Below are 13,146 nucleotides of genomic sequence, written 5' to 3'. Positions count from 1 at the left end.
CCATTCGTGTCGACGACCCCAGCCGAGAAGCAAACCGCCGAAAAATCCGGCGTGCAACTTCGCATCGTCACCCCACTTCGCAAGCTGGTCGGCCTCGATACCGATCGACCCACACCGACCGTCGCTGCCTTACACGGCGACGAGGCCGAGGCGCCGGGCCTGAACAAGACCGAGACGGCACAGCTCCGCGGAGTCCGGCGCTTCGGCGCAGTGGGTTCGATTCTGATGGCGATCGGTGCGCTCGGGGCAGGCGCCCAACCTGTTTTGCAGAACCCGGTCGTCGGTGTTCGCATTCTGAGTCTTCCCTCCCGCATGGCCAGCTCCGCGCTGACCATCACCATGACGGGCACCGTCATGGTCGTCCTCGCCTGGCTCCTCCTCGGGCGATTCGCGGTCGGGCGTCTACGTGATGGAACTGTTCCGAGAAGGCTGAGCAGATCACAGTTGGACCGAACGCTGCTGCTGTGGATCTTGCCACTGTGCGTGGCACCACCGATGTTCAGCAAAGACGTCTACTCCTACTTGGCACAGAGCGAGATCACCGCACGGGGTCTCGACCCGTACGAGATCGGGCCTGCTGGGGCCCTCGGCGTCGACAACGTCCTCACCCGGACCGTGCCGAACATTTGGCGTGAAACCCCCGCGCCTTACGGTCCGCTGTTCTTGTGGATGGGTCGCGGCATCACGTGGTTGACCGGTGAGAACATCGTTGCCGGGATCTTCCTGCACCGTCTTCTGGCCCTCGCAGGTGTCGCGATGATCGTGTGGGCACTCCCCCGGTTGGCGCGTCGATGCGGCGTCGCGGCGGTCAGTGCATTGTGGCTCGGTGCGGCCAACCCACTCCTCCTCTTCCACCTGGTCGCGGGCATACACAACGAAGCGCTGATGATCGGTCTCATGCTTGCCGGGCTGGAGATCGCACTACGTGCCGTCGAGTCCAGTTCTCCGATTCGCGCGCCGTCTTTCCTTCTCCTGCTCTCCGGTTCTGCATTGATTGCGCTTTCGTCTACCGTGAAAATTCCGTCCTTGCTCGCGCTCGGTTTCGTCGGGATGGCATTGGCCCGAAGATGGGGCGGGACCGTCCGAGCCGTACTGAGTGCAGCGGCAATCCTTGGGCTTGTCACCGTCGTGGTGCATGTCGGAGTCAGCCTGGGTAGCGGCCTGGGCTTCGGCTGGATCAACACCCTGGACACTGCCAGTGTCGTGAGGAGTTGGATGTCCATTCCCACAATTCTGGGAATCGGAACCGGGTTTGTCGGTGTATTGCTCGGACTCGGTGACCACACCACTGCGGTGCTCGGCCTCACTCGACCGATCGCAGCGGCCGTTGCCGCCTTCGTTGCTCTTCGCATGCTCGTAGCCGTACTGAAGGGGCGGTTGCATCCGGTGGGCGCACTCGGTGTCGCACTCGGCGCTCTCGTTCTGCTGTTCCCGGTCGTCCAGCCGTGGTATTTGCTGTGGGCAGTGATACCCCTGGCCGCCTGGGCGACCCGCCCGGCTTTCCGCGTTCCGGCAATCGTGTTTTCCTCCATCGTCAGTGTCATCTTGATGCCCAACGGGAGCGAGTATTTGCCGTTTCAAATCGTTCAGGCCGCCGTCATGATGATTCTGACTGTCGGTCTCATGTTCTTCATCACCCGCAATCGACTGCCTTGGCGGTCGAACCTCGGGCCGTCGGCAAACACCACCGCCGCCGGGGCATACGCTGGATCCTCATGATCGTTAGCGAGTCGAGTTCGACGCATCCTGCCGTGCAGCTCACCGGTGTACGAAAGACGTACGGCGGTATCGCAGCCGTCGACGGACTCGACATCACTGTCGAGAGGGGTCAAGTTCTAGCCCTCCTCGGCCCGAACGGAGCGGGAAAGACCACGACGGTGGAGATGTGTGAGGGATTCGTCACCCCTGAATCCGGGTCCGTTCGGGTTCTCGGCCTCGACCCCATCGCGCAATCGGCACAGCTGCGACCACGCATCGGGGTCATGCTGCAGGGCGGCGGTGCGTATCCAGGCTCGAAAGCGGGCGAGATGCTCCGCCTGGTTGCCTCGTATTCCGCAAACCCGTTGGACCCTGACTGGCTTCTGGACTGCCTGGGACTCGACCGCGCCGTGAAGACACCGTATCGAAGATTGTCCGGGGGGCAACAGCAACGGCTGGCACTCGCTTGCGCCATCGTGGGCCGCCCCGAACTCGTGTTTCTCGACGAGCCGACCGCAGGACTCGATGCCCAGGCTCGACTCCTCGTGTGGGAGTTGATCGACGCGCTGAGTCGGGACGGAGTGAGCGTTCTGCTCACAACCCACCTGATGGACGAAGCAGAGCAACTCGCCGACGAACTGGTGATCATCGACCACGGCAAGATCGTCGCTTCCGGTACCGCTTCAGAGCTGACCAAACAGGGCGCGGAGGGGAGCCTGCGATTCAGTGCGCCGGCTGGACTCGATCTGACATCGCTCGCCGAGGCACTACCGAGGGGGTACAGCCCTCATGAGGAAGGACCGGGCTCCTATGTCGTCGTGGGAGTCATCGAGCCCGGAATCCTCGTCATCGTCACCTCCTGGTGTGCTCGACAGGATGTATTGGCGACCGAACTTCAGGTAGACCAGCGCCGTCTGGAAGACGTCTTTCTGGAGCTGACAGGAAAAGAGTTGAGAAGATGACGATCAACGGTCAAGACCGTCGTCCGGACAACCGATTCGATGTCGGATTGTTCACTCCGAATCCGACCCCCAACACAGCCGTTGCGATGCTCACAGCGCAGTCGGTCCTCGAACTCAAACTGTTGCTTCGCAACGGCGAGCAGTTGCTCCTGACGATGTTCATCCCGATCACCCTTTTGGTCGGGCTCACGCTGCTACCCCTCGGGGCGATGGGCGACCATCCGGTGGACCAGGTCGTCCCGGCCGTGATGATGGTGGCGATCATGTCCACTGCCTTCACCGGTCAAGCGATTGCAGTCGGCTTCGACCGCCGGTACGGCGCACTCAAACGCCTCGGAGCAACGGCACTACCCCGGTGGGGAATCATCGGCGGCAAGAGCATCGCAGTAATGATGGTGGTAATCCTGCAAACCGTCGTGCTCGGCACGATCGCGGTGGCGCTGGGTTGGCGTCCCGACACTGTCGGGCTGGCGCTCGGAGCAGTGGTGATCGCATTGGGAACGGTGACATTCGCCACCATGGGACTGCTGCTCGGAGGCACACTCCGAGCCGAGATAGTCCTGGCATTGGCAAACATCTTGTGGTTCATCATGCTCGGAATCGGTAGCCTCGTCGTTCTCTCCGAAGACATGCCGACGGTGTTGCACACCATCGCCCGATTGGTTCCGTCGGGCGCGCTGGCCGAGGCATTGGGACAAGCCGTCGATGGATCGTGGGATTGGTTCGGCGTTGCGGTGCTCGCCGCCTGGGCTGCAGCCTGCGCTTGGCTCTCGGTCCGCACTTTCAAGTTCACGTGAGGGGTATCCCCGGCTCTCGCCGAGCACACAGCATGGGGTCAACGACGCTCTGTAGTTGACGGCCGTTTACCATCACAGAGTGCTGTATCGAGCGTTTCTCCGCGTCGTGGACCTGCTGCCTGTGCCTACCCTACGAGTGCAGAAGATCGTGGCATTCATCGTGATTCTGACTCAGGGCGGAATTGCCGTCACCGGGGCCATCGTGCGGGTGACGGCGTCGGGACTCGGTTGCCCGACGTGGCCGCAGTGCTTCCCAGGCAGTTTCACGCCGGTCGGCGTCTCGGAAGTTCCGGTTCTGCACCAGGCAGTCGAGTTCGGCAACCGGTTGTTGACCTTCGCCGTCGTACTTGTTGCAGCCCTGATAGTTCTCGCGGTCACACGTGCCCGGCGGCGCCGGGACGTACTTCTATTCGCCTGGCTTATGCCACTCGGAACCGTCGTACAGGCAGTGGTCGGCGGCTTCACGGTACTGACCGGCCTGCTGTGGTGGACGGTTGCCGTACACCTCGTCCTGTCCATGATCATGGTCTGGCTCGCAACGCTGTTGTACTTCAAAGTGGCCGATCCCGATCCTGCGGGACCTTCTGTCCCCACCGTTCCCGAACCGCTGCGATTGCTGACCGGTTTGTCCGCAATCGTGTTGGGAGGTGTCCTGATAGCCGGGACAATGGTGACCGGCGCGGGCCCACACGCAGGCGACAAAAGCATCGACGAGCCTGTGCCGCGCCTCGGAATCGAGATCGTGACGCTAGTGCATCTGCACGCTCAACTGCTCGTGGGCTACTTGGCCCTTCTGGTCGGGCTGGGTTTTGCGCTTTATGCGGTGAAGGCTCCGCTGACAATCAAATTCCGGTTGAAGGTACTGGTCGGCATCGTCCTGGCGCAGGCATTGGTGGGAGTCGTCCAGTACTTCACCGACGTGCCGGCCGTCCTGGTTGCAATCCATGTGGCAGGTGCAGGTGCGTGCACGGCCGCAACTGCCGCAGTCTGGGCGGCCTGTCGCACCCGCAGCTCCCTCGATGACGCGTCCGGCGACAAGCTACCTGGCGCCCGGACTGCAGCCGAAGCCGCTACCAACGAATAAAAGAGGAGAGATAGTCGGACTCCCCCTCAGACGACCGACTACCTCTCCTGCTTTCTTTGACGCACCCGATCGGTGAACGGTTCCGTTTCCTCCGAACTATTTTTCCATCGACGCGTTTCTGGCCTTGGGAAAGCGTGTCTGACGTGCGACCCATCCGGCCATCTTCCGGTAATGACCCTGTGCGGGGTTGACCGAACTGACGAGTTCGCGATCCCACTCCGACTCGGTCAAGTTGCCGGCGGCCTCGACCAACGCACGTGCGACTGCCGGGCTTTCCACTACCTGATCACCCAATATCCCATCAGCTCCGACCATTGTCACACGTGTTCCGGCCCGTCCGACCGGCTGAATGACGACTTTGCCCGAACCGCCGTGTTCGCCGACGAAGGATCGGACGGCCGACAACGCACCAGCAGGCACATCGATTGTCGGGCCGGACTTGTTCTCGGTGGTCGAATCCTCGACGGACGGGTTCTTTGCATCGGTTGCCATGGTTCGACAATACCGCTGGGTAACAGGCATAGAACAGACAGGTCGGCACCGGATACCACCCCGCGGCTGCAGGCAATCGAATCCCGCGCAGCCGATCGCCCGAACCTGTCGCGGCAGCTGTTCGTCACCAGGACGCAAGGGGGGTCGAACTCAGGACAACAGTTGAGTGAGCGTGTCCCAGCCGACCACGGAGTCCACGGCCAAGCCACAGAAAACCAATGCCAGATACTCGTTCGAGAGGATGAAGAGCTTCATCGGCTTGACCGGAGTGCCCGCGCGGACACCTGAGTAGAGGCGATGGGCCACGGTGAGGAACCAAACGCCGGCCGCCACGGCGATCACGGCATAGATCACACCCGATCCAGGTGTGAGTGCCAACGTTGCAGCGACAGTTGCCCAGGCGTACAGAACGATGTGCTTCGTCACCTTTCGTTCGGATGCCACCGCCGGCAACATCGGAACGTTCGCAGCCTGGTAGTCCTCCTTGTAACGGAGCATCAAAGCCCACGTGTGCGGAGGTGTCCACAGGAAGATGACGAGGAACATCACCACGGCCTGCCAGCCGATCGTGCCGGTGACCGCCGACCAGCCGATCATGACGGGCATGCAACCAGCGGCACCGCCCCACACGACATTCTGCGACGTCCGGCGTTTGAGGACCAGGGTGTAGACGAAGATGTAGAAACAAATCGTGACGACGGCAAGGATGCCGCTGAGCAGGTTGGTGGTTACCCACAACCAGAAGAACGAAATGACGCCGAGACTGACCCCGAACACGAAGGCGTGCGACACCGGCATCGCTCCACGAGCAAGAGGCCTCTTGGCAGTGCGAGCCATGATCTTGTCGATGTCGGCATCAGCGACCATGTTCAGACTGTTCGCACTGGCTGCCGCAAGCATTCCGCCGAACAGCGTGGTGAGGATCAGCATGGGCTGAACATGACCACGGTCGGCAAGCAACATCGCCGGAATCGTCGTCACCAGCAGCAGTTCGATCACTCGCGGCTTGGTCAGGGCGACATAGGCCATGACCAGTGCCAAAGCCCGACGGGGGGCCGAAGTGGGACGACTCGGATCGGCTTCGCTTCCAGCGTCGGTACCGAGGTCGTTGTCCTCTGGATTGCTGGGACCGCTTGCGAATCCGTGGCCGCCGGACTGCTGCCCAATTCGCACTACGTCTCCTTGCACAGGCTCGAACACACATGAACATGCGTACGCGCGGTGATCGCGGTCGGCGATTACCTACGTACTACTACAGGCGATGGTAGACGCCGAGCATCCCGGCTCCAATTCGCAGGCCCTCAAAGTGAGAAACATATCCCCTGCCGCCAACCGAGTACTGCCCGGGCAGCGAGTGCAGCGGAGCCCGACGGGGGGAAGGCACGACAATGAGCTGCCTCGGAACTAGGCTGGTGGTCGGCTGCATGTCGATCAAACGAAGATCGAACGCACGTCGGCCTCAATAATACGAATGTCAGGAGATCTCTGCTCGTGTCGACCACAGACGATATTGACGTCCTCACCACGGCGCACCACCCCAGCGACTGGACGGACCTGGACACCAGGGCGGTCGATACCGTCAGAGTCCTCGCTGCAGACGCGGTTCAAAAGGTCGGAAACGGTCACCCCGGGACGGCGATGAGTCTCGCGCCACTCGCGTACACGCTGTTCCAGCGGACCATGCGCCACGATCCGACCGACACCCACTGGATCGGTCGCGACCGCTTCGTGTTGTCTTGCGGGCATTCGAGCCTGACGCTGTACTTGCAGCTCTACTTCGGCGGATTCGGCCTCGAACTGATCGACATCGAGTCCCTACGCACATTCGGGTCGAAGACCCCGGGCCACCCCGAGTTCCGGCACACCGACGGCGTCGAAATCACCACTGGGCCACTCGGTCAGGGACTGGCGTCGGCTGTCGGCATGTCCATGGCGTCACGACGTGAGCGGGGATTGTTCGATCCCGAGCCTGCCCTAGGCGCAAGTCCGTTCGACCACTTCATCTATGTCATCGCTTCCGATGGCGACATCGAAGAGGGAATCACGTCCGAGGCGTCGTCGCTTGCCGGCACCCAGCAGCTCGGCAACCTCATTCTCTTCTACGACGACAACAAGATTTCGATCGAGCACTCGACCGATATCGCATTGTCGGAAGACACCGCAGCACGCTACGAGGCGTACGGCTGGCACGTCCAGGTCGTCGAGGGCGGCGAGAACGTCACGGCCATAGAGGCAGCCATCGAGGCAGCCAAGGCGGTGACCGACAAGCCGTCGATCATCGTTCTGCGCACCATCATCGGCTTCCCCGCGCCGACGATGATGAACACCGGCGCCGTTCACGGTGCGGCGCTCGGCGAAGAAGAGATCGTGAAGGTCAAGAAGGCTCTCGGTTTCGACCCTGAGAAGACGTTCGAGGTGACCGACGAGGTCATCGCGCATACACGCACCCTCCAGGAACGCGGCCGCAAGGCGCACGAAGAGTGGAACATCGAATTCGACGCCTGGGCAGCGCGTGAGCCCGAGCGCAAGAAGTTGCTCGACCGTCTCACCCAAGGGACCCTCCCCGAAGGATGGACCGATGTCCTCCCGACCTGGGAGCCCGGCAGTAAGGCCATCGCCACCCGAGCGGCCTCCGGCGAGGTTCTCAACGCGGTAGGACCCGTTCTCCCGGAACTGTGGGGCGGATCGGCGGACCTCGCGGGCAGTAACAACACCACCATCAAGGGCGCCAAGTCGTTCGGCCCCACCTCGATCTCCACCGACGACTGGGATGCAGAGCCATACGGCAGGACCCTGCACTTCGGCATCCGCGAGCACGCAATGGGCGCCATTCTGAGCGGCATCGTCATGCACGGACCAACGCGCGCCTACGGCGGCACGTTCATGCAGTTCAGTGACTACATGCGCCCCGCTGTTCGGTTGGCGTCGCTGATGGACATCGATCCCATCTACGTGTGGACACACGACTCCATCGGTCTCGGCGAGGACGGCCCGACCCACCAACCGGTCGAGCACCTCGCTGCATTGCGCGCAATTCCGAATCTCTCGGTGGTCCGCCCAGGCGATGCCAACGAGACAGCCTTCGCATGGCAGGCCGTGCTGGCCAAGTCGAGCAGCAGTGGCCCGGTCGGGCTGGCGCTGACGCGTCAGGGCATCCCGGTCCTGGCAGGAACCAGCTATGAGGGTGTGTCCAAGGGCGGTTACATTCTGTCGGACTCCCCGACCGCACCCGACGTCATTCTCATCGGTACCGGTTCGGAACTCCAGTACGCGGTAGAGGCGCAGAAGCTGCTCGCAGAGCAGTCGATAGCCGCTCGCGTCGTATCGATGCCGTGTGTTGAGTGGTTCGAAAGCCAGGACCAGAACTACCGCGACCAGGTGATTCCACCCACGGTCAAAGCCCGCGTCTCGGTCGAGGCCGGAATCGCAATGCCGTGGTACAAGATCGTCGGAGGGTTCGGCGAGATCGTTTCGCTCGAACACTACGGCGAGTCGGCGGACGCCAAAACACTGTTCCGCGAGTACGGATTCACAGCCGAGGCCGTCACCGCCGCCGCGCAGCGTTCGATCACCAACGTGAAGGGATGACAGACATGACCCAGAACAAGAATCTCGCCGCTCTCTCAGCCGCTGGAGTATCGGTATGGCTCGACGACCTGTCGCGTGACCGTATCTCCTCGGGCAACCTGCAGGAACTGATCGACAGCAAGAGTGTCGTCGGCGTGACGACCAATCCGTCGATCTTCCAAGCAGCTCTCAGCAAGGGCAACGCCTACGACGCTCAGGTGACCGAGCTGGCAGAGCGTGGTGCCGATGTCGACGCCACCATCCGCACAGTCACCACAGACGACGTACGAAACGCGTGCGACGTCTTCACACCGGTCTTCGAGGCGACCGGTGGAGTCGACGGACGCGTTTCCATCGAGGTCGATCCACGCCTGGCACACGACACCGGGAAGACGATCGCTCAAGCGGTCGAGCTGTGGAAGATCGTCGACCGGCCGAACGTCCTGATCAAGATCCCCGCCACCGAGGCAGGCATCCCCGCCATCGCCAAGGTCATCGGTGAGGGGATCAGCGTCAACGTGACGCTGATCTTCTCCGTCGAACGCTACGAACTGGTCATCGGCGCATACCTCGAAGGCCTCGAAGCTGCTCGCGCCGCAGGGCACGACCTGTCGAAGATCCACTCGGTCGCGTCGTTCTTCGTCTCGCGCGTCGACACCGAGATCGATGCGCGCCTGGACAAGATCGGCACCCCAGCCGCGAAGGACCTCCAGGGCAAGGCCGCGCTGGCGAACGCGCGGCTCGCGTACGTGGCCTATCAGCAGGCGTTCGAGGTGGGCTCACGGTTCCACGATCTCGTTGGGTCCGGCGCTCGCCCGCAGCGTCCACTGTGGGCGTCGACCGGGGTCAAGAATCCGGCATACCCGGACACCTTGTACGTCACCGATCTGGTCTCGCCCAACACCGTGAACACGATGCCGGAAAAGACCATGGATGCGGTCGCCGATCATGGTGAGGTCACCGGTGACACTATTTCCGGTAAGGGCCCCGAATCCCAGGAAGTGTTCGACAAGCTTTCCGCTATCGGGATCGATATCTCGGACGTGTTCCTCACCCTCGAGAACGAAGGCGTCGAAAAGTTCGAGGCATCGTGGAACGAACTGCTCGAAGCCACCGGTGAGCAGCTTCGCCAAGCGGGCCAGAAGAGCTGATACGTGGCCACCGCAGACACTGACCCGAAGAGCAATGCGGAGTGGCACAACCCACTTCGTGACCCTCGCGACAAACGCCTTCCGCGTATCGCCGGCCCGTGCAGCCTGGTGATATTCGGCGTCACAGGCGATCTCGCTCGAAAGAAGCTCATGCCTGCGGTGTACGACCTGGCGAACCGGGGGCTACTCCCCCCCGGTTTCGCCTTGGTCGGATTCGCTCGTCGCGAGTGGGGCAACGAAGATTTCGCGAAGATCGTGCACGATGCAGTCCGCGATCACGCACGAACGCCCTTCAGCGAAGAAGTGTGGAACACACTCGCCGAAGGATTCCGGTTCGTACAGGGGTCATTCGACGACGACGCCGCGTTCGACGAATTGGCCCGCACGCTGGGGGAATTGGACGCAACACGTGGAACCGCCGGTAACCACGCCTTCTACCTTTCGGTACCTCCCAGCGCATTTCCGGTAGTGCTCGAACAACTCTCGCGATCCGGGCTGGCGCAGAGCACCGACGACAATTGGCGTCGCGTCGTCATCGAGAAGCCTTTCGGCCACGACCTAGCGAGCGCCAAGGAACTGAACGCCGTCGTGAACCGAGTGTTTCCCGAGGACACCGTTTTCCGCATCGACCACTACCTCGGCAAGGAAACCGTTCAGAACATTTTGGCGCTCCGGTTCGCGAACCAGTTGTTCGATCCGATCTGGAACGCGCACTATGTCGATCACGTCCAGATCACCATGGCCGAAGATATCGGTCTAGGTGGGCGGGCCGGTTACTACGACGGCATCGGTGCAGCGCGTGACGTGATTCAGAATCACCTGCTGCAACTGTTGGCCATCACTGCCATGGAGGAGCCGGTCAGTTTCAGTCCCACCGAATTGCAGTCGGAGAAGATCAAAGTTCTCTCGGCAACGAAGTTGGCGGAACCACTGGCCCAGACTTCCGCGCGCGGTCAATACAGCGCGGGTTGGCAGGGCAGTCAGAAGGTCAAGGGTCTGAAGGAAGAGGAGGGTTTCGACACCGAGTCGAATACCGAGACCTACGCCGCCATCACGCTGGAGGTCGACACGCGGCGATGGGGTGGAGTTCCTTTCTATCTCAGGACAGGTAAGGCACTCGGTCGCCGGGTTACCGAAATTGCGATGGTGTTCAAACGTGCGCCGCATCTTCCTTTCGACGAAACGATGACAGAAGAACTCGGCCAGAATGCACTCGTCATCAGAGTTCAACCCGATGAGGGTGTGACGATGCGTTTCGGGTCCAAGGTGCCTGGGTCGAGCATGCAGGTTCGAGACGTCAGCATGGACTTCAGCTACGGCCAGGCGTTCACGGAGTCTTCACCCGAGGCGTACGAGCGACTCATCCTCGATGTGCTGCTCGGTGAGCCATCACTGTTCCCGGTCAACGCCGAGGTCGAACTTTCGTGGCAGATTCTGGATCCGATTCTCGACTTCTGGGCTGCGGGTGGCACAGCAGAGCCGTACGAGGCAGGTACGTGGGGTCCGACATCGGGCGACGAAATGATGCACCGCACCGGACGCGAATGGAGAAGGCCGTGATCGTCGATATGCCCGCCACGACGACAAGGGCAGTGGGCAAGAAGCTGATCGAGCTTCGTGAATCCGGTGGCGCTGTCACCATCGGACGGGTGCTCACGCTTATCGTCGCCAGCCGTGACAGCGAGCAAGCCGAGCCTGCGATAGAGGCCGCCAACGAAGCGAGCCGCGAGCATCCGTGTCGCGTCATCGTCCTCATTCGCGGAGACAGATCTGTCGAATCCGGGCTGGATGCCCAAATTCGGGTGGGTGGCGATGCCGGAGCGTCCGAGGTAGTTGTACTCAGGCTGCACGGTGAACTTGCCGAGCACGAGCACAGTGTCGTCATTCCGTTTCTGTTACCGGACACCCCGATCGTAGTCTGGTGGCCGAACGAAGCGCCAAAGATCCCCGCGCAAGATCCGTTGGGCAAATTGGCAATTCGGCGAATTACCGATGCGACGAAGTCGTCGGATCCGACGTCGACGATCAAGTCACGGCTCGACAGCTACACCCAGGGCGACTCGGACCTATCGTGGAGTCGAGTCACCTACTGGCGTGGGTTGCTCGCCACCGCGTTGGATCAGGCTCCGTACGAGAAGGTCTTGGACGTCACTGTTTCCGGCCTCGCGGAGGAGCCTGCACTCGACATCCTCGCAGGGTGGCTCGCAGTGAAGCTCGAAGTACCGGTGCACCGTAGGACTGGTGAACTGAAAGTCGAACTGAAGCGTGAGAACAGCGCGATCAGTATTGTTCGACCCCAGACGGGAAAGACGGCAACGCTGTCGAGAACAGGTCAACCCGACGCCGAGGTCGCACTCGCGCGCCGTGAGACTCGCGAGTGCCTTGCCGAAGAATTACGCCGACTCGATACCGATGAAATCTATGAACTCGCATTGAAAGGGCTGTCCAAGGTGAGCTATGAGTGAGACGTCTGTTCTGCGGTTCCTGGACGCGCAAGCACTGGTCGACGCTGCGCGATCCCGGTTCGTCGAAGTGATTGTCGCCGCCCAGGCCGATCGCGGTTCTGCCTCGGTCGTACTCACGGGGGGCGGCACCGGAATCGCGTTGCTCGAAGCCCTGCGAGAGGACTCCGGCGCAATCGACTGGTCACAAGTGGACGTCTACTTCGGTGACGAACGCTTCCTTCCGTCGGGCGATCCGGAACGGAACGAAGTACAAGCCAGGGACGCTCTACTCGACCACGTCCCGGTTCACCCGGACCGTGTGTTCCCGATGGCCGCGTCCGACGGACCGCACGGGAGCGATGCGCGACTCGCCGCCGTGACCTATGCGCAAATTCTGGGGTCGCATTCGGAGGGTGACCACACTCCGGCGTTCGACATCCATCTGCTCGGTATGGGCGGTGAGGGCCACGTCAATTCGCTCTTCCCGCATACCGATGCAGTGCGCGAGAAGACTCACTACGTCGTTGCAGTCGAGGACTCCCCCAAGCCACCAGCGGTTCGAATCACGTTGACGCTACCGGCAATTCAACGCGCCAAGCATGTGTGGTTGCTGGTGTCCGGTCTCGCGAAGGCCGAAGCGGTATCCGCTGCCGTAGGTGGCGCCGACCCAGTCGACATTCCGTCTGCCGGTGCGCTGGGTTCTACCTCGACCGTATGGTTCCTCGACGCGGATGCAGCGTCGGGACTTGCCACCGACTGAGGACACAGTAGGCGCCGATTCTTGTCGAATCAGACAGGATCGGCGCCGTGTGTGTCCGATTCGAGAGCCTGCTCGGCGTCGACCGGGGTCTGCCTGACCGGCAGCTGAACTCGACGCGCCCCGTGCCCGACCGAGCGGTAAGCCCTTCCGTCGCGCCATGATTCGATGCTTTCTCTGCATTGCGACATGTC

At 61.9% G+C, this 13,146-nt stretch carries 12 protein-coding genes; 9 read left to right on the top strand and 3 right to left on the bottom strand.

What is annotated here, in order from left to right; genetic code table 11:
• Positions 1–63: 63 nt before the first annotated feature.
• The 4 genes from mptB (at position 64) to O1W68_RS17465 (ending at position 4,541) form a co-directional block, all read left to right on the top strand.
• Positions 64–1,719 (top strand): polyprenol phosphomannose-dependent alpha 1,6 mannosyltransferase MptB, encoded by a 1,656-nt coding sequence (gene mptB, locus O1W68_RS17480; protein ID WP_442972408.1) that lies wholly within the window; start codon positions 64–66, stop codon positions 1,717–1,719.
• Positions 1,716–2,660, top strand: coding sequence for an ABC transporter ATP-binding protein (locus O1W68_RS17475; RefSeq protein WP_269305681.1), 945 nt, complete (start codon positions 1,716–1,718; stop codon positions 2,658–2,660). Before mptB ends, O1W68_RS17475 begins: the two co-directional genes overlap by 4 nt.
• Positions 2,657–3,457: an ABC transporter permease gene (locus tag O1W68_RS17470; protein ID WP_269305679.1), complete on the top strand. Its 801-nt coding sequence runs from the start codon at positions 2,657–2,659 to the stop codon at positions 3,455–3,457. The genes O1W68_RS17475 and O1W68_RS17470 overlap by 4 nt, the downstream gene beginning before the upstream one ends.
• 79 nt (positions 3,458–3,536) lie before the next feature.
• Positions 3,537–4,541: a COX15/CtaA family protein gene (locus O1W68_RS17465; protein WP_269305677.1), complete on the top strand. Its 1,005-nt coding sequence runs from the start codon at positions 3,537–3,539 to the stop codon at positions 4,539–4,541.
• A gap of 96 nt (positions 4,542–4,637) precedes the next feature.
• Here the strand turns inward: O1W68_RS17465 and O1W68_RS17460 are convergent, their stop codons facing one another.
• Both O1W68_RS17460 and O1W68_RS17455 read right to left on the bottom strand, forming a co-directional pair.
• Positions 4,638–5,033, bottom strand: a complete 396-nt coding sequence (locus O1W68_RS17460; RefSeq protein ID WP_269305676.1) for a hypothetical protein — start codon at positions 5,031–5,033, stop codon at positions 4,638–4,640.
• Positions 5,034–5,183: 150 nt separating this feature from the next.
• Positions 5,184–6,206 (bottom strand): heme o synthase, encoded by a 1,023-nt coding sequence (locus O1W68_RS17455; protein ID WP_269305674.1) that lies wholly within the window; start codon positions 6,204–6,206, stop codon positions 5,184–5,186.
• A gap of 318 nt (positions 6,207–6,524) precedes the next feature.
• Between O1W68_RS17455 and tkt the strand changes: the two genes are divergently transcribed.
• Genes tkt through pgl form a run of 5 tightly spaced genes read left to right on the top strand, consistent with a single transcriptional unit; the run spans position 6,525 to position 12,955 of the window.
• Positions 6,525–8,621, top strand: a complete 2,097-nt coding sequence (gene tkt / locus O1W68_RS17450) for a transketolase (RefSeq protein WP_269305673.1) — start codon at positions 6,525–6,527, stop codon at positions 8,619–8,621.
• Between the two features lie 5 nt (positions 8,622–8,626).
• On the top strand, positions 8,627–9,751 hold the full coding sequence (gene tal / locus O1W68_RS17445) for a transaldolase (protein ID WP_269305671.1): 1,125 nt from the start codon (positions 8,627–8,629) through the stop codon (positions 9,749–9,751).
• A 3-nt stretch (positions 9,752–9,754) separates the two neighbouring features.
• Positions 9,755–11,311, top strand: a complete 1,557-nt coding sequence (zwf, locus tag O1W68_RS17440; RefSeq protein WP_269305668.1) for a glucose-6-phosphate dehydrogenase — start codon at positions 9,755–9,757, stop codon at positions 11,309–11,311.
• Positions 11,308–12,216 carry a glucose-6-phosphate dehydrogenase assembly protein OpcA gene (gene opcA / locus O1W68_RS17435; protein WP_331283590.1) on the top strand — a complete coding sequence of 303 codons (909 nt, stop codon included), beginning with the start codon at positions 11,308–11,310 and terminating at the stop codon, positions 12,214–12,216. Before zwf ends, opcA begins: the two co-directional genes overlap by 4 nt.
• Positions 12,209–12,955, top strand: coding sequence for a 6-phosphogluconolactonase (gene pgl / locus O1W68_RS17430; RefSeq protein ID WP_269305665.1), 747 nt, complete (start codon positions 12,209–12,211; stop codon positions 12,953–12,955). The genes opcA and pgl overlap by 8 nt, the downstream gene beginning before the upstream one ends.
• 29 nt (positions 12,956–12,984) lie before the next feature.
• On the opposite strand, the gene O1W68_RS17425 is transcribed toward pgl, so the two are convergent.
• A complete protein-coding gene (locus O1W68_RS17425) occupies positions 12,985–13,143 on the bottom strand; it encodes a hypothetical protein (protein ID WP_269305663.1) in 159 nt (52 codons plus the stop codon).
• Positions 13,144–13,146: the final 3 nt, after the last annotated feature.

Source organism: Rhodococcus sp. H36-A4 (assembly GCF_027158005.1).
Taxonomy (GTDB): Bacteria; Actinomycetota; Actinomycetes; order Mycobacteriales; family Mycobacteriaceae; genus Rhodococcoides.
This window is presented reverse-complemented; position numbering and strand designations above follow the sequence as displayed.